General features: G+C 55.4%; 13 protein-coding genes and 1 other annotated feature. Of the genes, 6 read left to right on the top strand and 7 right to left on the bottom strand.

Annotated features, from left to right (window positions below):
- Window positions 1–225: 225 nt before the first annotated feature.
- From AC3Y2E_RS00515 to AC3Y2E_RS00505, 3 genes are all read left to right on the top strand, one after another.
- On the top strand, window positions 226–558 hold the full coding sequence (locus tag AC3Y2E_RS00515; RefSeq protein ID WP_379206034.1) for a hypothetical protein: 333 nt from the start codon (window positions 226–228) through the stop codon (window positions 556–558).
- Between the two features lie 1,086 nt (window positions 559–1,644).
- Entirely contained in the window at window positions 1,645–2,607 is a 963-nt protein-coding gene (locus AC3Y2E_RS00510; RefSeq protein ID WP_379206032.1) for a hypothetical protein, read from the top strand.
- Entirely contained in the window at window positions 2,604–2,879 is a 276-nt protein-coding gene (locus AC3Y2E_RS00505) for a CD3324 family protein (protein ID WP_379206030.1), read from the top strand. The genes AC3Y2E_RS00510 and AC3Y2E_RS00505 overlap by 4 nt, the downstream gene beginning before the upstream one ends.
- Before the next feature lie 140 nt (window positions 2,880–3,019).
- On the opposite strand, the gene AC3Y2E_RS00500 is transcribed toward AC3Y2E_RS00505, so the two are convergent.
- Window positions 3,020–4,942 carry a glycosyl hydrolase family 28-related protein gene (locus AC3Y2E_RS00500; protein WP_379206028.1) on the bottom strand — a complete coding sequence of 641 codons (1,923 nt, stop codon included), beginning with the start codon at window positions 4,940–4,942 and terminating at the stop codon, window positions 3,020–3,022.
- 147 nt (window positions 4,943–5,089) lie between these two features.
- The gene (locus AC3Y2E_RS00495; RefSeq protein ID WP_379206026.1) at window positions 5,090–6,406 is read right to left on the bottom strand and encodes an ABC transporter substrate-binding protein; all 1,317 of its coding nucleotides are present in this window, start codon (window positions 6,404–6,406) and stop codon (window positions 5,090–5,092) included.
- A 140-nt stretch (window positions 6,407–6,546) separates the two neighbouring features.
- Between AC3Y2E_RS00495 and AC3Y2E_RS00490 the strand changes: the two genes are divergently transcribed.
- Together AC3Y2E_RS00490 and AC3Y2E_RS00485 are read left to right on the top strand one after the other, a co-directional pair.
- Complete coding sequence (locus tag AC3Y2E_RS00490) at window positions 6,547–7,410, top strand: AraC family transcriptional regulator (protein ID WP_379206023.1); 864 nt, start codon at window positions 6,547–6,549, stop codon at window positions 7,408–7,410.
- 281 nt (window positions 7,411–7,691) lie between these two features.
- The gene (locus AC3Y2E_RS00485; protein ID WP_379206021.1) at window positions 7,692–9,056 is read left to right on the top strand and encodes an ABC transporter substrate-binding protein; all 1,365 of its coding nucleotides are present in this window, start codon (window positions 7,692–7,694) and stop codon (window positions 9,054–9,056) included.
- A 243-nt stretch (window positions 9,057–9,299) separates the two neighbouring features.
- Here the strand turns inward: AC3Y2E_RS00485 and abc-f are convergent, their stop codons facing one another.
- The 4 genes from abc-f to AC3Y2E_RS00465 form a co-directional block, all read right to left on the bottom strand.
- Complete coding sequence (abc-f, locus tag AC3Y2E_RS00480; protein ID WP_379206019.1) at window positions 9,300–11,291, bottom strand: ribosomal protection-like ABC-F family protein; 1,992 nt, start codon at window positions 11,289–11,291, stop codon at window positions 9,300–9,302.
- A gap of 559 nt (window positions 11,292–11,850) precedes the next feature.
- On the bottom strand, window positions 11,851–15,948 hold the full coding sequence (locus tag AC3Y2E_RS00475; protein ID WP_379206017.1) for an S-layer homology domain-containing protein: 4,098 nt from the start codon (window positions 15,946–15,948) through the stop codon (window positions 11,851–11,853).
- Window positions 15,949–16,332: 384 nt separating this feature from the next.
- Window positions 16,333–17,250 (bottom strand): AraC family transcriptional regulator, encoded by a 918-nt coding sequence (locus tag AC3Y2E_RS00470; protein ID WP_379206015.1) that lies wholly within the window; start codon window positions 17,248–17,250, stop codon window positions 16,333–16,335.
- A gap of 205 nt (window positions 17,251–17,455) precedes the next feature.
- Complete coding sequence (locus tag AC3Y2E_RS00465) at window positions 17,456–18,025, bottom strand: hypothetical protein (protein ID WP_379206013.1); 570 nt, start codon at window positions 18,023–18,025, stop codon at window positions 17,456–17,458.
- A 194-nt stretch (window positions 18,026–18,219) separates the two neighbouring features.
- Window positions 18,220–18,473: a binding site (T-box leader), on the top strand.
- 58 nt (window positions 18,474–18,531) lie between these two features.
- Here AC3Y2E_RS00465 and ileS point away from each other — a divergent pair.
- On the top strand, window positions 18,532–21,612 hold the full coding sequence (gene ileS, locus AC3Y2E_RS00460) for an isoleucine--tRNA ligase (protein ID WP_379206011.1): 3,081 nt from the start codon (window positions 18,532–18,534) through the stop codon (window positions 21,610–21,612).
- A gap of 845 nt (window positions 21,613–22,457) precedes the next feature.
- Here ileS and AC3Y2E_RS00455 read toward each other — a convergent pair.
- Window positions 22,458–24,323, bottom strand: coding sequence for an SLC13 family permease (locus AC3Y2E_RS00455; RefSeq protein WP_379206009.1), 1,866 nt, complete (start codon window positions 24,321–24,323; stop codon window positions 22,458–22,460).
- Between the last annotated feature and the right edge of the window lie 116 nt (window positions 24,324–24,439).

Raw genomic sequence — 24,439 nt, 5'->3', positions numbered from 1 at the left:
TGCGGCGCTTTCCTGGAGGGAGGCGGGCCGCAGCTTTTTTTCTCACTCGCCGGGCAGTTCCTGGGTACTAGCTAAGATCAGACTCACCCGGTATTAACCGTTCCAGAGCTCGGGCATACAGCAGATGACCATAATCGTTCGGGTGATTGACATTGTTAAGCAGCAAACTTTCCGGCGTTTTGCCGGCGGACAATCGTCCGTCATATCCCGGCCGAACGGTCGGAAATGAAGCTGTTCATGACGTACAGCTACGGTACCGATCCGGATGACGATTATTGGTTCGAACTAGCCGTATCGGTTCCGGCCGGACATAGAGCGCCGGCTGAGGTTGGCGAGGTTAGCGGGATCAGCACCATCCGTCCGCGGCTGTTGGCCGGCGGTCTGTACGTTAGTCTGACCACAGGGGCATACGGCCTGCTGACCGGCGTGCTGGACCTGATTCACCGGTGGCTGTATACGAACGGAACTACGCCTTCGACGACAGCAGGCCATGGTTTGCCGAGTATCTGCCCGGAGCGGCGGCAGACGGAGCGGATCTTGATCGGTCTACTTCGGTAACCTGTTATTTGCCGATTATGGAGGTTAAAGAAGAGTCGTAGCGTATGGAGAAATAATCCATACATTCGAATTCGGGCCAACGGAACAGAGGATGGGAATGCGGGAGGCCTGCTGATTCCCCCTGCGATACGATGGGCGGTCATGCCTGCAGGTGGTGAACCTCAGGGTCGGTCGGTCGATTATTCTCATGTGTCAGACTGCGGTCGAGACTATCAGGTTACAGGTAAGGGATTTCAAGGAGCAGTCGTGATGCCGGAATGCAGATAAGGCATTTCAGGGAGCAGTCAATGATGCCGGGGTGCGGTCAAAGGATTTCGGGGCAACAAGGATAGGGGCGCAAGGATAAAGGAAGAAACACTTCCGTTATTTCGCCATAGATGCGCTTTTTAGGGTGATAGCGGAAGCTTTGCTTCCGTTATTCGCGTCTTCTGTGCGCAATCGGGAGTTTTACACCGGAATAACGGAAACGAAACTTCCGGTATTTCATTTTTGGGAGCCATTTACTCCAATAAAGGAAATGAAACTTCCTCTAAGCCGATGTACATGCCTTGGCTTCGGCGCGTCCGCTTCCCGCTACTCCCTTATACGGCTGGGCTGCTGTTTGAACGTTTGGCCCCAGTCTTTCTAATTACTCAGTTTACGTTCCAGCAAACCCAGCCATTCTAGCCATTCTAGCCACTTCAATCACTCCAGCTATTCCAGCTATTCCAGCCATTCCAGTACTCCCAGCACTCCAGCCATTCTAGTCATTCTATCCTTTTTAGCCATCCCAGCTATTCCAGCTATTCCAGCATTCTAGTCGCTCCGGTTACTCCGGCGATCGCTCCCTATACTGTCGTCCCTCCTGCTTCCCTCGCTTCCTTGCCGCTCCCTGCCTCTCCCTGCCCCCTGCCCTCCCTGCTCTCCAACGTTTTTACTTATTCTCAATGTTGAACCTGATGGTAAAATGATCCAAAATTAGATTTGTAGACGCCCTGCTTCACTACTCAGACGAACAACCGCTCATTCGTCAGCCGAAGCCAACGCCGCCAAACCAAGCATTTACTTGTTTTCAGGGCAACTGCAATCTAACGGAGGTGAAGAAACATGTCCACCGGACACATTAGAGAGCTGCAAGAAACAGACGACTTCAGCCGCATCAGTGAGCTAATGGGCCTTTCTGTAAGCCGTATGCGCAAAAAGACGGTGATCCGCTGCGCCCCGAATGCGGACTACTTAAAAAGCGTCTATTTCGGGGAAGATTCCGAAGCAGCTCCCGCCAAAAAAGCTTTCGTATCTACAAGAAACGGGCAAATCGTCGCATTCGCCGGGGTGTACCTGTCGGAGCAATCCAGAAACGGACTGCTGTCCGTCGGCTTCGATCCTGTAGACGAGCAGGAGCTGCCCCCGCTGCTGGATTTGTGCATCGAGTCGGTCCGGCGGCAGGGAGGCTCCCGAATCGGGCGTTTCATCTCGCTTGAGCCGGGTCATATCCGCAACGAGGAGATTACGTTTTGGGAACGGTACGGCTTTTTGGCCGATCCGTTTTACCATACGCTGATCAAGATGGAAGTAGACAAATGGTCGGTTCCGGAGAAACTGGATACGACGGGGATTGGCCCGGCAGCCGAGTCGGAGATCGGAGATATCGCCCGGATGCTGCTCGAAGATAACGAGGAGTATTTGGCGGACGAATATACGGAGAACTACGAGAAGCCATCGCCGGACCAAGTGTATCTGACGCTGAAACAACCGGATAACGGCGAGATTCTCGGGATCGCTTACTACCGCGTGAGCCGGTTTAAGGACAAACGAAAGGACGGCAAAACGTATGACGGGCTCGGCGCATGGAGTGTCGGGTTTCATTTCCGGCCGGAGTACCGTCTGCCTCGTCCGCAAAAGCGGCGCTTTATTCAAGCGGTACTCGCTTCAATGAAGCAGCTGGACGTTATTTTCGCCAGCGCCCGGGTGTCCTCCCGCGATTTCGACTGTTTGATCGAGCTGTTCGCGGAAGGATTTGATTTCCAAGGTTCTCCCGAAGTTCAAAACCGGATGTGCCGGAACGTATGAACCACCCCAAGAAATACGTAAACGCCAAAGAAGTGCTCCCCCCTCACCTTGTGGAGGAAATACAAAAGTACGTGCAGGGCAAACATCTGTACATCCCCTGTACGGAGCGGAAAGCTTGGGGCTCCGCCACCGGGAGCCGGGAGCAGCTGCGGGAGCGAAACCGGGACATCGTGCGCCGGTACCGGAGCGGAATGAACATGGAGCAGCTTGCGGAGATGTTCCATCTCAGCGTGGAGCGGATTGAATCGATTGTGTACAGCAGCGAAATCTAAAGCTCGCCCGATTCAAGCTCAGACAATCGCTCTCCGACGCAAGCGTGATGCAATCGAGCTGCAATCGTCAACAGATTGTCATCGCTGGCCCTGCGGACCCTTCTGAAGCTCGAAGCTCGCGAAGAATCCGCCGGCGCCGGCTACGACTGACCGGCTTTCAGCTCCCGAACCTGCTGCGCCAATTGCTGGACAGCCAGCGTCAAATGAGCGATTAACTGCTCGTAACGAAGCCCGCAGCGGACGGAGCCTGTATCGCGCCCCGCCTCATCTGTAAGCGGCTCCTCCACGTAGGCGGCATGCTCCACTCCGAACTCGTCCAGAACCGCCTTGAACTCTTGGGCGATAAAACCGTGATGGAGAAGCTGAGTATCTCCGTTATCGCTTCGTTTGTATACCCGAGGCCGCCACTTGTCGACGAAGTCGAGTCCGAGCGTTTCGTCGCTAATGTCGGTCTTCAGCTTGCCGTCCGAAGTCGTAACGACCCCGGTCGAGGAGTAGACGGCCGCCCATCTGTTCGTGCTGCTGCCCAAATTCCGGACATTATCATCCGACGGACGCAGATGTCCTTCAATGATGATTTCCGCTGCCGTAAGCTTGCGGCCGTCGAAAAACAAGCTTTGCTTGTTCGCAGACAAATCGGCGTACACCGCTCCCCTCGGCACGACGCCATCCATATAACGCACATCGGATGTAAAAGTCACCGCCTTGGTCCCGGTAACCTGAACGATTGCGCCGGTAAGGTTTGAGGAAACGACGTTTTCGATAATCGTTCCCGTTCCCGCATTGCGTACAACGATCGCCCCGCCGCCCAGATGATTGACGTTCCGGACGGACACCGCGCTGGCCGAATCCTGCACGTTGACGACGCACGGAGCTCCTTTACGGTTGTTGGCTTCCGAATATAAGCCCTGCAGCAGCACGTTTTCCGCTTGGCGAATATCGATCGCTCCGGCCGGCCCTCCCGATTGCTGGACGACTACGCTCGTAAAGGAATTGCCGCGGGTAACCCCTTGACCTCCAACGACAATCGACTCCTGCGCACAGCCTGTAATGTACAGGTGGGACCAGTTGTTGGCATTGCTCTCCCACATCGTAACGATACCTGCCTTGTTTCCCGTATACAAGGTCAGTCCCGTTATCGTATTGGACCATGTAAATACTTCAAGAGCCGTCCCCGCCCCGACATGGTTAATAACCAAGTTCGACAAGGAAACATTTTTGGATGCGTCCTTCCATGTAGCGTTCGCCGACAGTTTCCCGAACAGCGTAATTCCGGCGACGGTCGAAGCATTTCCCTCAAACCCGAGATCCCTGATGCTGCTATAAGGCGCCATACCATTCTGATTGACGGCCGGGTCTCCCACTGAGAGCAGTCTGGCGTCCGTAGAATCGTTGAAGATCGCCGCTCCCTGCTTGGTCGCTCCGCGCAGCTGCTGCCCCGGAGTCCGCATAATCAGAGTGGAGCTGATCCGGTAACGGCCTTCGGGAATGTATACGCCAAGCCCGGTATCGAGCGCAGCCTGGACCTTGGCCGTATCATCCGTTAGCCCGTCTCCCTTCGCTCCGAACCAGCGGACGTTAACCTCGCCCTGCACAATCCGCTTAAAGCGCGCTCCCGTCGCGCCGACCAGCACGGTTCCCGCGTTGTTGTCGGGTGATGTCAGATCCCCAGCCTCGTAATAAAAGGGACCTTCCTGTCCCGCATCCGTCACGTAATAAATCCACGACGGATCCGGATCGGTCATTGCTCGCAGCCCGGCTAGGGTCACGGCTATACAATAATCGAGCGCCATCAGCTCTTTCGGCTTCGTCTTGCCGTTCTTGTCGACGCTGTCGTTACCACTGCCGTACACGCTCCACTGCGCCGAGACGGTACCGGGGCCTCCGAGCCGGTTCAGTCCGCCCGCTGCCAGGACGGCGCTTGTAATGCCGAGAGAAGCAAGCATCGTTCGCCGGGTGATCCGCTTGTGCGGCTTCGCCGTCTCCTCGCCGCGGCTTCTGTAGTCGTCCGGCATTAATTCCGATTCAGGCCGTTTTTCACGGGCTTCATGATCGTTTTCCATCCATGTCATCCTCCATTCGACGGCATTGCCGCCGTTATTGGTATGCTGCAGGCGATCACGTCCGTTCATGCAGTGGACCGAGTGCCGCCACGCAGCGCGTTACTGAAACCGGGATGCTGAGCGCGCGGTTTTCCCCGCAGCTTCGTGTTACTTCGCTGCCTTCATTTCTCCGACTTTTTTGTTCACTTGCTCCTCCGCTTGCTGAAGCAGCGTGTTGACATCGCTTTTGCCGTTCACGTAGTCGAGCAGACGGCCGTTCACAATGGCTCGCGCAGCCGTATGGTACGACGAAGTCGCATAAGGCTCCGGGTAGTTTTGGCTGACGACGCTTTTCACGTTTTTCCCTTTCGCCGCCGGATTGTTGTCAAACGCCTGCTCCAGCAGCTTTTTGTCGTTCGTGGCCGTCAAGCGCCCATTTTTACCGGCCTCCATCTGTACTTCCGGATCCGTACTCAAATACGCGGCGATTTGGAAAGCCAGGTCCTGATTTTTGCTGCCGTTCGGGATCACGAACCCGTCGGAGAAAACGCCCGGACCGATCCCCGGCTTGTCTTCGAAGGACGGATACGTAACGAAATCCCATCTGAACCCGTCACTCTCCAGCTTCGGCATCTCGGAGTTTTGCAGCAGTAAAATATCCGGCAGCATCGCCACAGTCCGCTTGTTCAGAAACTCATCGCGCGCTTCGAAGAACGATTTGACAACCGGCTGCCCCGGCGTTCCGTACGTGGACTTGAACGTCTCGAACAGCTTTTTCCACTTATCCGTGTGCACGACCGCTTTCTCGGTTGCCGGGTCCACATAGGCGAGAGACAGCTGGCTCTGCATCCGGTTTATATCGAGCGGAGGGCGCAGCCCGACATAGGTAAGTCCGCCATCGCTGCGGTTCAGCTTCTTCCCCAGCTCAATCGCTTCGTTCCACGTCATATTTTCCTTCGGGTAAGGAACGCCGAACTTGTCGAAAATGTCTTTGTTGTAATGCAGGGCAAAAGCTAAAACGTTATACGGAAGGTAGTAGATTTCGCTCTTGGGCGCGTACGACTTGATCGTATCCAGCATCTTCGGATCATACTTGTCGAACTTGAAACCGTACCTTTGTGCGAGCGGCGTTAGGTCAGCCGGCACCTTCAGATCGACCAGTGTTCCGATGTTCGTCAAGCCTTCCCAGATGATGTCGGGGATATCGCCTGCCGCCACCAGTTCCTCGATCCGTGTTCCCTGCTTGTTTTCGACCACTTTTAATGTCACGTGCGGGAACTTTTTCTGTACGAACCGGTTCACATACAACTCGAAGTCGTCCAGCACGGTACGGGTGTAAAAGGTTAATGTTACCGGCTGCAACTCGGCGACTTTGCCGCCGGAATCGGCGCCGTTCGCGGCCGGCTGCTTGCCGCTTGAGCACGAGGCACTAAGTAAAGCGCATACAATTGTCATGGCCAAAACGGAAATCTTGTTTCCCTTCATGTTTGTTTCCCCCTTCAGTTTTCTGTTGATGCAAAATTCAGAACAACGTTCTAAACATACGATATGTTCCGGCTATGCAGCATAAGCTGCAGGCTGTATATTTAAAGTAGCACCTGCCGAGCAAAGAAGGAATGGAAGCCATGACAAGATATATGGACTATAGGATCAGTTTGAAGCCGATGCGGATTATCGATTTGAAAGTGGATAAAAGCAAATTGAGCCATAAATCGCTGACCATTCTCGACGTAGGGCACTTGCCCGGCAGAACATTTTTTAGACACAACGCCCGCTTTGTCGATAAATGGGCGGTCGTCTTCATCGCCGGGGGATCGGGTTCTTATCGGGTAAATGACGGAGAGAAGCAGCCGGTGGCGAAAAACAGCTTGTTTTTGTTTTATCCGGATGCGGTCTTTCACTTCGGGCCGGAACCGGGCGGCTGCTGGGACGAATATTTTTTTACTATCCAGGGCCCGCGGATTCGGGAATGGCTGGATACGTGGCTTCTGGAGCCGGGGACGGTCAAGACGCTCGAATTCGACGATTCGCTGCAAAGCAAAATCGAGCGGATCTTTATGCTGATGGAGAGCGGCGTTCCGATCAACGCGGACCGGGCTGCGCTGCTACTGGAAGCTTTGCTGTTCGAGTTTATGGTGAATGCCCGTACTTCTCCGGGAGCCGATAAAAACGAAGAAATCATCCAATTGATGGACGACATCGCCGCTTCCTTATACCGTCCCTTTAATACCAGAGAACTGTGCGAGAAGCATCATATTTCGTTTTCGACCTTGAAACGGAACGTGAGAAAATATTCCGGCTACCCTTTAAACGAATACGTGCACCGTTTAAAAATGGCCGAAGCGAAAAATATGTTGCTGAATACGGAACGTACGATCAAGGAGATCGCGGATATGCTCGGATACGGCGATATGTTTTATTTTTCCCGGCTGTTCAAGAAGTACGTGGGCGTGTCGCCGGCGAATTTCAGGAAAAGTTACTTTTCTTGAAAGTGTTCCCTCGATTCACGAAGACGTAATCCGTAAGCACGTTCACCGTCGACTGTCATCAGCCTCTCCATACGAAAGCCACACAGCCGCGCCTTGTCAGGATGCGGCTCGCCTGCGTTTCAAGCCAAGCGATAAAACAGCCTTTTTTCATTAACAAAAACAATAGAATCCGTTATAATTGGTTATATGTTCCATTTATGGGCAGTGCATTGAATTGCTGCTTTTTCATGTACATAGATGCCGAAAGCAACCGATTAATCCAATGTGAAGGGGTGTTGTTATTGAGAAATAAACGGTTTCTCGCGTTGACGGCCGGAATGGCCGCCGCTCTGCTGCTGCTTGCCGGCTGCAAGAGCAGTCCGGTTGTCGCTCCGCCGGCACAGCCGCCTCCAGCCGAAAGCGAAAGGGGAAGCTTAAAGATCGTCTATTTCACCGAGGACCAATTTAAGACGGATTACGGCAATTTCTTCAAAAAGCATCATCCCGATATCGATATTCAAATCATCCCCGCCCTCGTATCAAATGGCGGGAAAATGACTCCTGTGGAATCGTCGGTGCTTATGGACCAAAAGCCGGATATCGTTTCCGCTTCGCTGCTTAGTGATCTAAGCCCATCCGGGAAACTGCTCGATCTGGAACAACTTATGAAGCAGGATCAGATGGAACAGAACCAGTTTTCGTCAACAGCCCTGGAAGCGATCCGGGTGAATTATGGCGGCGGATCATCGCTTGTAGCTTTGTCCCCAAGCTTCCAAACCGCTGCTCTTTACTACAACAAAGCGATATTTGACCGGCTGAACATTCCGTACCCGACGAGCGATATGAGCTGGCGCAGCGTCCTTCAGCTGGCAGAGCGGGTTGCCCGGGTGGAGGACGGGAAGCAGTTGTACGGATTGGAGTATTTCGGAACCCCCAACACCTTGATGTCCAATTATATTGCGGGAACGGGGGCGGAATCCAGAAGCAGCGACGGGCGTAAAGCTCAATATACTTTGGAAGCGAATAAGAGAGCGACCAACGAGTTCATTGATGCAGTCCGAAATGGAGCTGTATATGTTCCTCCCGAAAATATCCCGAGCGGACTGAAAATAAAAGAGCACACCTTGCTCCGGAATAAGTTCGCTGCAGGCGAAGCGGCCATGCGAATTGACAATCCAAGCTTGATCGGAACCCAGAAGCAGATCGCTTCCGGCGTTCCCGAATTTCCCGCATTTCCGCTCAGCATAGTCACCGATCCCATAAACCCGCAAAAACCGGGCCAGTCCATCCATGTGCAAGTAGGTGACCTATTCGGTATTGTTTCGTCCTCCCCGAATACGAAAACCGCCTGGCAGTTTATTAAATTTTTGATTGGGCCGGAGATGGCAGCTGAATTGGAGAAAACGAAACCGCGAGTTTTATCGATCCGCACAGACGCAAGTAAAACCAGGGACGGGTACCACCTAGAAGCCTTCTACTCGCGCAAACCGCTGCAAAACCCCTCCCGGTCACCTGTTTCCGTACAAACGAGTATGGAGATTGCGGCGATTGCAACTCAAGAATTCAACAATATGATCTATGGGCGAAGAAACGTAACGGAAGGCCTGCAAACGATTCAGGATCAGGTGCAGAAGCTGCTGGACCAGGAATTCGCGGACAAAAAGTAAAGCTGGAGCGGGCAGGAAAAACTCAGCGTCCTTGTAATCGTCTTTATGGAAACGGCCAAAAGAAATGAGTTCCGCTCCGTTACCTTGTTGTGGATCTTTACGGCGGAGCCCCCGCAGACCGCTCGTCCGACGCCCTATGTTGATTTTGCACAAATCGCCCTTTTCTTGGCCGCTATTGCCAAGAGAGGGCGATCGTTCGTCCTGAGCGCATTTAGTTTGTACGTTCCTACTGGCGTGTCGTCCCTAACTCTCCGCCTGCTCGAGCCGCTGATACAGCAACTCCCGTTCCGCCTCCAGCAGTTGCTTCTCTCCGTGAAGCTCCGCCAGCTTTTTCGGGTCCGCCTCGGCCATCATCGCCTCGTCCAGCACGGCCAGCATGCGCTCCATCGATGCAATATCGGCTTCCAGATCGGCAAGAAGCTTCCCGTGATCGTCCGCGGATCTTCTCCCGCCGCTCCGGCTCTCCTCTCTTCCTCCGCCGTTTTTCCCGGCAGCCGCCGGAGTTTTGCCGTCTTTACTTGCTAGCGCCGCCGCTTGTCTCCCGGATCGCAACTCCCCGCGTTTTCGCTTCGCGTCGTTATATCCGCCTTCATAACGGGTAAGCGCACCGTCTTCCAGCCAATATGTGACCGGAAACAGCTTGTTCAGCAAATACCGGTCATGCGATACGCAGATTAGCGTGCCGGGGAATGCGGCCAGCGTATCTTCCAGCGCTTCGCGGGCATCGATATCGAGATGGTTGGTCGGTTCGTCCAGCACGAGTGCGTTCAGTTCCTGATGCATCAGCTGCGCCAGCCTAAGACGCATCCGCTCGCCGCCGCTTAGGGAGTTTACTTTGCGGTACACCGACGCGCCGTAAAACAAAAATTTGGCGAGCAGATGGCGGGCTTCCCCCTCCTCGACCATCACCATGTCGCGAAACGCGTCCACAATCGTTTTCTCTTCGTCGGGAAACAAATCGTGCTGGGCCAGATAGCCGATTTTCACCTGGCTTCCTACCGTCACCGTCCCGCTGTCCGGCTGCAGTTGGCCCAGAATCATGCGGAGCAGGGTCGATTTGCCGCTCCCGTTATCGCCTACGATCGCCACCGCTTCGCCGAAGCGGACGTGCAGATCGACATTTGCGTACAGCGTCCTGCCCTCGTGCTGATCGATGCCGCGGTCCAGACCGCCGCCGTCATTGGCTAACTCGGCCGTTCCGCCGCTGCTGCCGAAAGACTTGCTGACGCCTTCGAGCCGGACGACGTCTTTGCCGCTGCGGTCGTTCATCTCGAACGTCAGTCCCATCTTCTTACGCTCGAGCACAGGACGATCCAGCTTATTAATCCGGTCCAGCGCCTTCTGCATCGCCGCCGCCCGCTTGAACATCGCCGGATTGTCGGCCTGCGCCGCCCATAGCCGCATCCGCTTGATCGCTTCCTCCATCTTCCTGATCTTCTTCTGCTGCTCCTGGAAAGCGGCAAAATCGAGCAGCAGCCGCCGCTCCTTCTCTTCCACGAAGTACGAGTAGTTGCCGTGATAAATGTCTACGGCGCCGCCCTCCAGATCGTACACTTTGGTCACGACGCGGTCGAGAAAATAACGGTCATGCGATACGATCAGTACGCTGCCCCGGTAATCCTGCAAATACGTCTCCAGCCATTCGACCGCGCTCAGATCGAGATGGTTCGTCGGTTCGTCCAGCAGCAGCAGATCCGGACTTTCGAGCAAAATCCGCCCCAGGCACACTTTGGTCCGCTCGCCCCCGCTCAAACGGTCGAACGGCATCCGCAGCAGATGCTTGATCCCCAAACCATCGGCTACGCGCGACCGGTTCGCCTCCATCTCGTAACCGCCCATTCCGGCAAAAACGTCCTGCAGCGTACCGTATTCCTTGAGCGCCTTCTCCATCGCATTCGGATCGGGACTCGCCATATCGCTTTCCAGCTCCGTCATTCTCCGCTTCAGCCGGAGCAGCTCGGCGAACGCCAGCTCCAGCACCTCCAGCGCCGTTACGTCCGGACCGTAATCCGGGATTTGCGCCAGCATCGCCGTCCGGCTCCCTTTTTTATAATGAATCGTTCCCGAATCGGGAGGCTCCGTGCCAGACAGCAGCTTCAGCACCGTCGATTTGCCGCAGCCGTTCGGTCCGACCAGTCCGATCCGCTCCCCGTCCTGAATTTCCAGCGAGAGCTGCTCGAATACGAGCGCCCCTCCCCACCTTTTGCTTATTTTCTCCGCATAACACATCATCATCGCCGATCATCTCCGTACGTATAGTTTCGTTTATTTGTACGCCAAAAAGCCGCAGGTTCAGGCATACAGCCTTTTACCCGCGGCTTCTCATAGCCGAATAAGCCAAGTCCGTTCCGGCGCTTACACCGGTGCACGTACTCGAACTACAGGGTCAAAATGCTGCAGTCGCCAAAAAAAGACAGACGTCTCCCGTTATCGGCAAAACGGAATACGATAGTAGCCTGATGCACCCAAAATACGGACCACCCGCTACGAACGGCGACTTGCAACATTTGGACACCTCCTTATCCGACGCAATTGGTTACGTCTCGATTTTCGAACTTGGAACGCAGGCACGGTGCAGCCACACGAACGTTAGACCCTGATTCGGCAACGCTGCACGTACAAGGTTAACTTTACCCAATTCCATCGAATAGAATAAGGGGCATTTTCATTATAATTAAAAATTCTTTATAACGGATGATGGCGATCGCATCTCCGATCCAACGCCAAAGAAGGCGATTCACGAGAAATCGCCTTCTTCCGCACCTTATTCTGGCCGGTGATGCGCCACCGTCCGTCAGTTAATAAACTGCACCGCCTGCAGCATCCGCTTCAGCATAGCTGCAGCTTGCGCGCGCGTGACGTCGTCCGCCGGGGCGAACTGCCCTTCCGCTACGCCGTTAACGATGCCTTCGCGAACTGCGGCGGCAGCCGCGCTCTGCGCCCACTCCGCGATCTCGCTCCGGTCGTTGAATGCGGACAGCGCTTCTCCCGCGGAATTCGCCGGCGCCGTTTGGCCCGCCACCCGCAAACTTCTCGCGATCATGACGGCGATCTCCTGGCGGCTGATCGCCGCATCCGGCTTGAACGTGCCGTCTTCGAAGCCCTGCACAAGCCCCGCCTTCGCTGCCGCGCCTACAGCGCCCGCATACCAGTCGTCAGTAGATACGTCGGCATAGGCGGAAGCTCCCGCTTTATTCTCCGCAAGTCCCAGAGCACGGACGAGCAGTGCGGCGAATTCGGCCCGCTTCAGCTTGGCGTCCGGACCGAAGCGGCCTTCTTCCAGCCCTTGCACGAGCAGCTTGGAGGCGAGCAGCTCGATATCCGCTTGGCCCCAATGTCCGGATAGGTCGGAGAACGTCCTTTTCGCCGATACGATCATATAGGTGCTGTTGCCGCTTCGCTTGATCGTCGCTTCGGTTTGTCCGCCGCGCGCCGCAAAACGTGCCGGGACGAACGTCAAAGCTCCGGTCTCCGCGTCATATACGACCGCGGTCGAGGCGGATGGATCAACCGCCCCCGGTACGACAATCGTCCGGGACACATATTGCGTAAACGTTGTAAGTTCGCGTTTCTTGCTTCCGGCCAGCACCGCAACCTTGAAGTCGTAGGCATCGGAGAGAATCGTCAGTCCGCCCGCCGACGCCTTGCCGCGTATCGCTTCCAGCGCGGAGCCGGTTACCCGTTCGGCCGTGATGTGTACGGCCAACTGGTCGGCAGCGGCGCCGAGTTGTGCCGCGATTTCCTTCAGGTCCAGAAGCCGGATCGGCAGCTGGTAGCCCGCCCGCTCTGTTGAGACAGCCAGTACGGCATCCGGCAAGGCGGACATCAGCTTGAGGATCGCCGTCCCGGGAAAAACCGCTTCCGCCCGATCAGCGCTGCCTTCGATCCGAACCGGGATCGTAGGATCATCCGACTGGCCGGTTTTCAGCCGTTCGGCCGCCTTCTCCAGCTTCTCCGCATCGACGGTCAGTCTGCTTACTTGCCGTCCCGCCGCATCAGTCACCGTCTTCACCGTTCCCAGGTCCGTACTGGTGCCGGTTGCCGGAGGCGTCGGGATGTTTGGCGCAGGAGCCGGTGTTGTTGAAGGAGGAGCGGATGGCTCCGAAGGCTCGGACGGTTCCGGATCGACAGGAGGCGTAATGCCCGGCGTATACGTTACCTCAAAGCTGACTTCATTCGTCTTTCGGCCGTCTATCCGCACTTCCATCTTGAATTCATTTTTCCCTTGCACTAGCGTTACCGGGATGTCGTACAAGCCGTCCGTCAAGGACACTTCCTCCCCGTTCAGCAGCAGCTTGGCGGTTCCCGGTCCGAGCACTTCGACGGAGCCTTTCAGCTCGATCCTTTGCTTATCCGTCACGAGCTTGTCATAGTCCAGATGTCCGCGGAGCATCGCCGCCCGGATATCGTCCCCGGCGCTGAAGCTGTTGGCCAGCAGTTGCCGGAGCGTCCGGACTCCGTCTTTATCAAGCGCGGAGACGACGAAGCCGCCCTTCGGAATCGTGCTGTTGTTCGGCTTGTTGCCGGTCCACTTCCATTCCATCGCCTGCTTTTTGTTTACGACTTCCGCAACTTTGCCGTCCGCTCCGACGATCACTTCCACGCCGTAGCTTCCCGACGTTCCGGTCGTCTGGCCGAAGTCGTCGGTATAGACGCCCGTCGCGCCCAGAGCCCGGTTCTGGTTATGATACTCCCCTTCGATGAACCCTTTAGCGATATGAGGCATAAGCTCATTTGGCAGCGTCAGACCGTCCGGGATGCTGATTCCGAGCTGAAACGGTTTGACATACGTCCGATTCTCGAGCGCCGCCTTTTGGATGTCCCAGTTCACTTGCGACAGGTCGAACAGCTTCAAGCCGTTCGTATACGTTAATGCCGCCTGAAACGATTCCCGCTGATCCTCCGGCTGCGGCAGCTGCTCCAGCTGGAAGCCCGCATACACCGGGAACTCCTCCTGAGTCAGCACATGAATCAGCGTAATTCCGCGCTTTACCGCGGCCGGCGTGTTATAGTAGGTGCCGAGTATCATATAGTCGAAAATATCTTTTGAGCCGAAGCCGGTTTTCGCATACTCCTCCGTATACAGACTGCCCAGCGGGAAGCCAAGCCGAGGATCGTACTTGAAGTTCGGGTTCGCCCAGTTTTGCCCCACTTCGTAATAGGACGTATACCAGGACCCCATCGAGATCGCAAACGGAATCCGTTTGCCGGTATCCCGGTTCACTTCATCGATTTTCGACCGGAATTTGATGAACATCTCTTTCTCTCCGGCGGACCGGTAGGTGAGCCAATCGTAGAACAGCGGCCCGTTAACGGTTTTGACAAAATTGCCGGAGTCGTCATACTGATGCTCGAAAATATCTTGCGGCCATTTCTCCAGCGTTTTTCCTTTTCGGGCCAGGTAAGCTTCGAACTTCCGTTTGGAAATGTCGCTGAAGTCCGCGTAAATGTTGTCGTACCGGGCCCGGTCCAACACGACGCCGTCCACGTCATAATGGCGCATAACCTCTTCCATCACTTTCATCTGATACAGCTGATTCGCGTCGTTAGCCGGGTTCATGAAGTATACTAGCGGCTTGTAGCTGCTTTGGCTGATCGGGACAATCGCCCCTTGGTCCTCCGGACGGTATACCCACTCCTCGAATTCGGCAAACTGCTCCTTCGTCAGCCCGGTATCCTTGGCCGAGCCCGCTCCGTACAAATTAAATACAGCGTCGATTCGAAGGCCGAGCTCATGTCCGTGCCTTATAAATTCCTGCAGCACATCCAGATCGGCGGGAACGCCCGCTTTGATCGTCTCCGTAATTTGGCTGATATGCGGGATACCCGACAGATCGTTTTTCAAATACGAGGCAAAGCCTTCGCTGCCCTTGACGGGAAACGACACGGCGGTTACGCCGGCAGCCTTCGCCTTGACGAGCAGCTTGCGGATCGACTCGGAGGTCGGATATTTGTTCAGATTGGTCGACTGCTCGATCCACAAATAAACCTCCCGTTCCGGATGCACCTTCATATACCGGTATACGGTGACAAGCGTTTTTTTGCGGACCGTCTCTCCCCGGTACAGGTCGACGTCGATGTAGTTGGTCATCGGCTGGAGCGCGACCTCTTCGGCGAACGTTCCGTCTTCCCGGATCTCCACCGGCTTGCCGTTTATTGTAATTTTGTATACGCCGTCATTTTGGTAGTTGGACAGCTTGCCGGACAACACCGTTTTCGTTTCTTCTTTGGCTACGGTGAACATATGATCCTGATCCAGCATCAGGACCGACGGCTCAGCCAGCGATTCGGTTAATGCTTTGAATTCGGCCAGATTCACCGATTGCCCGTTCACAATCAGCTTGACTGTATCGCCCACGTTGAAATGTTCCGCAGCGTATTTCTTGAATCCTTTGGTCGCATAATCGCTGTCGGACGCCAGCAGCACGAACCCGCCCTCCGGAATGGCCAGATCCGGAGAATCCTGCCAGGCAGGCGAGCCGCCGTTCGCCGGCGCTTTGTTGGCGACCTTCGTCACTTGGAAATGTTCGTCGACCTGAACGGCGACGTTGTACTTGCTCGTATTGTTCGTTTTATCTCCGAAACGGCTCGTCAAGACGGCCAAATAATTGCCCGCGCCCTGAGCGTCGACGATGTTGATCTGCTTCCTCAGACCGCCGGCCGATTCGATGTAGACGCTGTCCGTTACGGACGGTTCGTAAACCGAAGCCGTGACTGGGCTCTCCCCGGCAGAGCCGCTCGCCGCAGCCTGCGGATCGCCTGTGCCTTGGCTGCCCGTTCCGGCAGACGGACCGGCCGAAGCATACGCGGCGGACGGAAATGCGGCGGCGAGCAAACAGATCATGTACACGTAAAGCAAACTGCGGTTCCACCAGATTCGCCTGCTCCTCATACATACACCTTCCTTTTCACCTATAAACTCTGGCTGCCCGGTGAACTAACGGCTGCAAGCCGAGCGGCCCGCCCCAACGCGCCATGTTCGGCGTTCGTGCCGGCTTTGCGGAATACGTCCCCCGCCCGGTGCCCGTTTCACCTTCGCTTCTATAGTAAAAGCGTTTGCAAAACCAATATACGTGTTTTTCATAGAGGTGTATTTATTCAGTTATGCGGTTCTATTGTACATTTTTTGCAATTTGTTCGTTGGGCGGCCGTTTCCTTCCAAAATGCGAAAAAGACCGGAGCTCCTTAACGGAATCCCGGTCTTGACGATATGGAAAAGACGATGGAGGCGAAGATGGCAGGTCTGATCCGGATGTTGCGAAACGGTCGCTTCCCCTTAATCGACGCAGTGCAAACGAATATATTCAGTCGGCGATAAACCCGAAGCTTTCTTGAACGCTCTGCTGAACGAATGAATCGACTGGTAGCCCAAAATGGAAGCGATTTCGGTAATCGAATGGTTTCTCGACCGGAACAGCTCGATCGCCTTCTGCAGTCGTTTCTGCGCATAGAAGTCGCGCAGCGTTATGCCGGTCTCCTCGGTCACGATGTGCGACAGATGCGAATAGCTGTACCCGAGCGCTTCGGAAACGTCGGTCAAATCTTTGATCGTCAACAGGTTGTTGTCGATATAACTGATCGCATTGTACACCGCCTCCTGAAACCCTTCCCGCGGGCGCAGGTCCATCCGGTACGTCTTGTCCCAGTCCGAGAAAAAATTCCGGTACGTGAGTACAATGATCTGATCGAGGTACATCTGGCTCAGCATCGGCGAATACCGCTCCATTGTCCGAAACTCCCGCAGCGCGTTCAGGAACGGAGCTTTCACGTCCAACCGGTCTTTTTGGAGCGGCGTATTCTTGGCATCCATCATTTTTTGAATATGCAGAAACGGATGCTCCGCTCCCGGCTTCTGTCTGAACCGGTAACCGAAGCACAGATACCGATACGGCTGCTTATCGTCCGCCCCGCCGGAATGCAGTTCCCCCGGCGTATTGATATAGATGTCGCCCGCTTCTACGTCGTACCTCGTGCCGTTGGTGGCAAACCATCCTTTGCCGGACAGGACATACGTGATCTCATAACAGATCTGCTTATGCTCGCGCAGCACAAAACCGGAATTGCAGCTGAGATCGCTGATCTGAAATAACGTAATCAGCTCGTAGTGCTTCGGATTCAAAAAAAACTTGTTCTCGAATAAAAACCGGTACCTGCCGGATACAAGCGGCTGCGGCGACGTATTCAAGCGGTCCATCCCCTTCCTTCATCCGGAACGTCATACGGCAAAGGCTGCAAAAAAGTCCAGACGTGCGTCCGGACTTGCAAGCGGTAAGGTATGCGGATCTCAGATGCAGACCAGGAACACGGAACTATACTTCGAACTTCGTAACTTTTTGCTGGACACTAGCTTCATAGTACCTTCGAACGAAACGCGTTTCAATCGGACGGAAGGCGCAAGTTTACGTTCTCCGCCTCCTCGATAGCATGAACAGCGCTGCCGCTGCCGCGATTACCAGCACGGATACCGCCACGATCACCGGAACGATGTAGCTCCCTTCGGCGACTGCCTTGGAAGGGTCGGGCGCTTGACCCGCGCCCAGCTCGGCCAGCTCCAGGCTTGCCGCGGACAACGGCTTGGTCATCTCGCACATGCCGGTCTCCAGCCGGTCCGACGTTCCGTAAGCGGAGACGAGATAGCTCTGGTTGACGGCAAATCCGGTATAGCCACAGCTCGCCGAGCTCATCGCCGTGTACACTTCCGTCGTGGACGTTACCTGCCCCTTCCACACCGTCGTCACTTCGAACGTAACGCGAACCGGATCGGCCGACGATTGCGCGAAGCCGATTTTGCCCGGCTGCTTGACGTCCTTCACCTTCCCGGCGAAGATCGCCGTCTTCCGGTTCATCTCGGACTGTACGGACGGAGGCGCCGCGCAGGAACAGGCGAATACGTCCGCAGGAGCGGCGAACCCGATCACCGCCATAGCTAGCAAACTGCACAACAGGATGGTCATCATACGTTTTCTCATCTTATCACCTCTGCCTTTAGTACGATGTCAGACCCGATAGGGAGAGTGGATTAAAAAGCGCTTGGCAAGTCTCTCTCCCTTTTTCAAAATACAACTCTGACTTTGTACTACTAGACGCACCCCAGCACCAATTTGTTCCACTTGTTGACAATTGAATTGGAATAGTGTACAAAAGAGATAATTACATGCCATAACCAAATTCATTGACGAGAACGAGTACGCTAATCCCTTGTCCCCCAGAGAGTTGGCCACGTGCTGAAAGCCAACGTTCAAGTGTTAGCCGAACATCCTCTCCGAGAAGGAAAGCTGAAGCGCTCCAGTAAGCCGCCCCGGGGTCCCGCCGTTACAAGGGACGCGCATGATAGTGCGCAGTTGAGGTGCCGGGAGACTCGGAGCATGGGTCGAACGGAACAAGGGTGGTATCGCGAGAGATAATCTCGTCCCTTAGAGGGACGGGATTTTTTTGTTTGATTATGGTTATGAACCCGAGAGGATGGCTAAACGCGATGAGAAAAGTGGATGTCAAAGAAAAAGCAAGAGAACGCGAGCTCCGCGTACTAAAGAGATGGAAGCAGGAGGATACGTTCCGGCAGTCGATCGCAAACCGGGAAGGCAGGCCGAATTTCGTGTTCTACGAAGGCCCCCCGACCGCCAACGGCAAGCCGCATATCGGGCATGTGCTCGGACGCGTTATCAAAGACTTTATTTGCCGCTATAAGACGATGTCCGGTTACCGCGTCGTCCGCAAGGCCGGCTGGGATACGCACGGTCTGCCGGTAGAGCTCGGCGTCGAGAAGCAGCTCGGCATCTCCGGCAAGCAGGAGATCGAGAAGTACGGCGTTGCCAAATTCATCGAGACTTGCAAAGGCAGCGTGTTCGAATATGAGAAGCAGTGGCGCGAGCTGACTGAAGGCATCGCCTACTGGACCGATATGGACCACCCGTATGTCACGCTGACCAATGACTACATTGAGAGCGTCTGGCACATTTTAGCGGAGATTCATAAGAAGGGGCTGCTGTACAAAGGCCATCGCGTCAGCCCGTACTGCCCGGATTGCCAGACGACGCTCAGCTCGCACGAGGTCGCTCAAGGCTACGAGGACGTCAAAGATTTAAGCGCGACCGTGAAGTTCCGGAATAAGCAAAGCGGCGAGTATTTCCTCGCCTGGACGACTACGCCGTGGACGCTGCCGGCCAACGTCGCGTTAGCCGTTAACGCCAACCTCGATTACGTCAAAGTGAGACAGGCCGGCGAAGTCTATATCGTGGCGGACAATCTGGCGGACAAATGGTTCAAGGAAGACTTCGAACGGCTGTCCGTGCATAAAGGCTCGGAATTCGTAGGCGCCGCTTACGAGCCTCCTTTCTCTTACTTGACCGCCCAGAAAGGGTTTATCGTCGTCGATGCCGATTACGTCAGCGATTCGAGCGGTACCGGGATCGTCCATATCGCTCCGGCTCACGGGGAGGACGACTACCGGACGACCCGCCAGCACGGGCTCGACTTCGTAAGCGTCGTCGATCTGGCCGGGCGTTATACCGCGCAGGTCGCCGAGTTTGCCGGACGTTTCGTAAAGGACTGCGACGTCGATATCGTCAAGAGCTTGTCCGAACGCAAGCTGCTGTTCGCCAAAGAGCGGTACGAGCACAGCTACCCGTTCTGCTGGCGCTGCAAATCGCCGCTGCTGTATTACGCGATGGAGAGCTGGTTTATCAAGACGACTGCGGTGAAAGATCAGCTGATCGAAAACAACAGCAAAATCGACTGGTACCCGTCCCATATCCGGGAAGGCCGGTTCGGCAAGTTTCTGGAGGAGCTGGTCGACTGGAACATCAGCCGGAACCGGTACTGGGGGACTCCGCTTAACGTCTGGTTATGCCGCGACTGCGGATGCGAATATGCGCCGGGAAGCGCGGCGGACTTGCGGGAACGGGCGGTTCAGCCGGTCGATCCGAATCTGGAGCTGCACAAGCCGTACGTGGACGAGGTGCTGCTGCGCTGCTCTTGTGGAGGAACGATGGACCGTACCCCGGAAGTGATCGACGTCTGGTTCGACAGCGGCTCGATGCCGTTCGCCCAGCAGCACTACCCGTTCGGCGACAAGCAGCTGTTCCAGGAGCAGTATCCGGCCGACATGATCTGCGAAGGGATCGATCAGACGAGAGGCTGGTTTTTCAGCCTGCTGGCGGTGTCCACGCTGTATAACGACCAATCGCCGTACAAAGCCGTTATTTCTACGGGACACGTGCTCGACGAGAACGGGCAGAAAATGTCTAAAAGCAAAGGCAATGTCATCGATCCGTGGGACATCATCGACGAGTTCGGCACCGATGCGTTCCGCTGGGCGCTGCTGGCCGACAGCGCGCCGTGGAACAGCAAGCGGTTCTCCAAAGGCATCGTGGCCGAAGCCAAATCGAAGGTGATCGATACGATCCATAATACGCACGCGTTTTATGCGCTTTATGCGACGATCGACGGATACAAGCCGGAAGATCACCCGGAGCAGCGTTCAACGAACGAGTTGGATCGCTGGATTCTCTCCAGACTGAACACCACCCTTCAGCAAGTAAGCAAAGGGCTGGAGACGTACGACTTCCTGAACCCGGCGAAGCAGCTGGAGACGTTCGTCGACGAGCTGAGCAACTGGTACATCCGCCGCTCCCGCGACCGCTTCTGGGGAAGCGGCTTGACCGCAGACAAAGTCGCAGCCTACCAGACGCTGCGCCGCGTGCTGTTGACGGTAGCGCGGATGATCGCGCCTTATGCGCCGCTGATCGCGGAGGATTTGTACGACAACCTCGGCGGCAAGGGAAGCGTTCATCTTGCGGATTATCCGCAGGCGAGCGAAGCGGAGATCGATTCCGTATTGGAATCGGATATGGAAACCGCACGCCAAATCGTCGAGCTGGCGAGAAGTGTCAGGAGCGAGACCGGAATCAAAACGCGCCAGCCTTTGTCCGAGCTGCTCGTCGCGCTTGACCGCGAATTCGATCTCAGCCGTTTCGAGGCGATCATTAAGGAAGAAATCAACGTCAAAGTGATCCGCCTCGTCCATGGCGACAGCGGCTTCGTCAACTTCGCCCTGAAGCTGAATCTGAAGGCGGCCGGTAAAAAGTACGGCAAGCTGGTCGGTCCGCTGCAAAACCATCTGAAGCAGCTCCCTTCGGCCGAGTCGAAGTTTGCGGTGGATAACGGCTACCTCGATATCACGGTCGAGGGAGAATCGGTCCGCGTCACGCTGGAGGAGCTGCTCGTCGAGAAGCAGGCGAAGGAAGGCTTCGCCTCCGCCTCCGGCTACAAAATGACCGTCGCCTTGAATACGACGATTACCGAGGAGCTGGAACAGGAAGGCCTCGTCCGCGAAGTCGTACGCGCCGTACAGGATTACCGCAAAAAGCTGGAGCTGCCGATCGAGAAACGCGTCAACCTGGTGCTGGACGTGAGCCCGCAAGTCAAAACGGCGCTGGAGCGTTTCCCGGACGTTCTGCACGACAATGTGCTGTTAGCCGGCGTCCGTTATGCCCAAGTGTCCGGCATGGAGATCGTGGCGATCGGGGAGTCGAAGGCCGGATTGCTGATTGAGTAACGTTGCGCAAGGTAAAGACGCAGGAAAACCGTCCGGTACAGTTGACCGGACGGTTTTTGGCGTGCGCGGGGACGCTTTTCCACCGTACCGCGCGATGCTCCCGGGGAGGCGGGGGGATGGTGTGGTGCGGAAAAGCGGACTCGCATGTCATTGGTCAATCCCATGGCCGTTTGTCGGCGGGAGGAACAGGTATGTTCGCTGCTCCAGTTAGAGTTGGCGATTATTTCGTACCGTTCGTCTCCCCACACATTGTGCTCGGTTGCGCGGCAGCTGTTTATCTCGTGTTGGGGGTTATAGTGGTAATCGGCTTCAGGGGTTGGCTGTGAAGCTGCTTCCGGAAGATAAACTTCCGCTATTTGTTTCCAATAGCGGGAATTAGACGCATAGCGGAAGAAACTGTTCCGCTATTTCCCGTATTACCGCCTATATTACCCGGTATAGCGAAAATAACGGAAATCAGATTTCCGCTATAGCGTAAAACTGACGTATTTCGGGGAAATAGAGGAAATCATTCTTCCGCTACATGGCTAATGAACATCACTGCAGCCAATCTGATGCGACAGATCCTTGAAAAAAACTGTCTCCCTCCTGCTTTACTAAGCCAAAAATGCCGCTTCCCGGACTAAAAGAGGTTGTTCAAAAAGTCCACTTTTGATCACGAAGCAGATACAGGAAGCCTGCTCGACATCGAATATGGCATTCAGCCGGAACTTCCGGTGCTCACGTAGCTTTCACTACGCTCCGCTCCTCATTTCCTAGCTTCATCCCATCTTCTCGGTGCTGAAAACCGGACTTTTTGAACTCGCACTTAAAATAACGTCCACCGGAAGCGGCTTCTACTTTTGTTAGAAAGGAAAAAAGAACGGCAGCACGGCAACCATCACGATCCCCATCAGCAGCTGCAGCGGCAGTCCGACCTTGAGATAATGGCTGAACTTATACCGTCCCGCCGACATTACAAGCGCGTTAGGCGGCGTGGAGAACGGCGACGCGAAGCACATGCTCGCTCCTATCGAGACGGCGAACAGGAACGGCATCGGGCTGACGCCCAGCTGGACGGCGGCCGTAAGCGCAATCGGGGCGAACAAGACGGCGCAAGCGGTGTTGCTGATAAACAACGTTAAGATCGACGTTGTAAAATAAACGCCCGCCAGCAAAGCAATCGGCCCGAAGCCGCCCAGCGAGCCGACGAGCCCTTCGGAAAGCAGCTTCGCGGCGCCCGTCTTCTCAATCGCGATCGACATCGGAATCATCCCGCCGATCAGCACGATGCTTTCCCAGTTTACCGTCTTGTACGCCTCTTCCATATTGCGCACACAACCGAACACCACCATCAGCACGGCGGCGATCATGACCGACGCGACTGCCGGGATCAGCTCGGTGATCAGGAGCAGCACCATTAGCAGCATGATGCCGGCGGCGATCGGGGCTTTGTGGTCCATCGTCACCTTGCGGGATTCCTCGATCGGCTGACCGACGACGACGACGTCCGCCTGTTCCGCCGCGAGCAGGGCGATGTCTTTCCATGTCCCCTGAACGAGCAGCGCATCGCCGAACCGCATCTTCTCCTCCTTCAGATTGTGAAGCAAATATTGCTCCTTCCGCTGAATGCCCAAAATATTAATCCGGTATTTCTCGCGAAACCCGGATTGTTTGACGAGCTGGCCGATCAGTCTGGAATTCGGCGTCAGCATCACTTCGGCAATGCCTACGTCATGAGTCGCATACCGCTCCGCGCTTGCGGGCGGCTGATTCTCCGGAGCTTGCCGGTCGAGCAGCACTAAGCCGTACGTCTCCGCAAACCGTTGTGCGTGCTCGAAAGTACCGTTTACATACAAAATATCATCTTCTTGAATGACCGTTCCCGGTCCGGCGATTTCCTGATTGATCGTTTTGAAAAACTGATTTTTCGCCGACGTCTTGCGCCGGATCTCAATGACGTTAATGCCGAACGAAGCCGGGATATTCAGCTCCAGCAGCGTTTTCGTGTGAATCGGAGAATTCGTGCCGACCTGAATCCGGAACAAATTCCGGGACAGCTGGTACTTCCGCGCCAGCTCCTTCAACGTCCGGCCATTGTGCTTCTTATCGCCGTCCTCATCGTTTTTAGGCAAAAATCGGCGCAGGAAAAGCATCGCCACGATGCCGGTAGCAATACTAACCAATCCGATGGGGGTAAACGAGAAAAAAGACAAGCTGCCGTAGCCGGCATTTTGGAGCGTTTCTTGAATGACGAGGTTCGGCGGCGTCCCGATTAGCGTCAGCATCCCGCCGAGACTGCTTGCAAAAGCAAGCGGCATCAGAAGCTGACCCGGATTCGTCCGGGCGCTCATCGCCAGGCTGACGACAACCGGCAGCATCACCGCCACCGTTCCCGTATTGCTTACGAATGCCCCGATCACCGAAGTGACAAGCATAACCATAATGAGCAGTCTCGTCTCGCTTGTCCCAGCCAACTGGAGCAGTTGCCTGCTCGCCATCTTGGCGAGGCCGGTCTGGAATATGCCGCCTCCGACGACGAACAAGCCGATCATCATAATGACGACCGAGTTCGAAAACCCGGACAACGCTTCGCCCGGCGTTAAAATTTGAAACAGCATCAACACGACCAACGACCCGATCGCGACCAAATCCGAACGTATTTTGCCGGATATGAACAACGCGGACGCCAGCGCCAGCGTACCAAGCGTAATAATCATCGGTCCATCCACATCTGGTTCCCCCTTGCAATAGTAACTTAAGCAACTCGTTGTCTCCCCTCTTTTCGACATTTTTCTGGGCATTCCTGCCTAGTGGGCGACTTGTCGGAGTTTGTTCAAGTTTGAGA

The organism is Paenibacillus sp. MAH-35, assembly GCF_058135425.1.
The sequence above is the reverse complement of the archived record's forward strand: the minus strand, read 5'-3'. Positions and strand labels throughout refer to the sequence as shown.

Excerpts from the sequence above, each read along its gene's own strand:
- AC3Y2E_RS00510 (WP_379206032.1), top strand. The coding sequence starts at position 1,645 with ATGTCCACCGGACACATTAGAGAGCTGCAAGAAACAGACGACTTCAGC.
- AC3Y2E_RS00505 (WP_379206030.1), top strand. The coding sequence starts at position 2,604 with ATGAACCACCCCAAGAAATACGTAAACGCCAAAGAAGTGCTCCCCCCT.
- AC3Y2E_RS00475 (WP_379206017.1), bottom strand. The coding sequence starts at position 15,948 with ATGAGGAGCAGGCGAATCTGGTGGAACCGCAGTTTGCTTTACGTGTAC.
- AC3Y2E_RS00515 (WP_379206034.1), top strand. The coding sequence starts at position 226 with ATGAAGCTGTTCATGACGTACAGCTACGGTACCGATCCGGATGACGAT.
- AC3Y2E_RS00495 (WP_379206026.1), bottom strand. The coding sequence starts at position 6,406 with ATGAAGGGAAACAAGATTTCCGTTTTGGCCATGACAATTGTATGCGCT.
- AC3Y2E_RS00470 (WP_379206015.1), bottom strand. The coding sequence starts at position 17,250 with ATGGACCGCTTGAATACGTCGCCGCAGCCGCTTGTATCCGGCAGGTAC.
- abc-f (WP_379206019.1), bottom strand. The coding sequence starts at position 11,291 with ATGATGATGTGTTATGCGGAGAAAATAAGCAAAAGGTGGGGAGGGGCG.
- AC3Y2E_RS00490 (WP_379206023.1), top strand. The coding sequence starts at position 6,547 with ATGACAAGATATATGGACTATAGGATCAGTTTGAAGCCGATGCGGATT.
- AC3Y2E_RS00500 (WP_379206028.1), bottom strand. The coding sequence starts at position 4,942 with ATGGAAAACGATCATGAAGCCCGTGAAAAACGGCCTGAATCGGAATTA.
- ileS (WP_379206011.1), top strand. The coding sequence starts at position 18,532 with ATGAGAAAAGTGGATGTCAAAGAAAAAGCAAGAGAACGCGAGCTCCGC.
- AC3Y2E_RS00465 (WP_379206013.1), bottom strand. The coding sequence starts at position 18,025 with ATGAGAAAACGTATGATGACCATCCTGTTGTGCAGTTTGCTAGCTATG.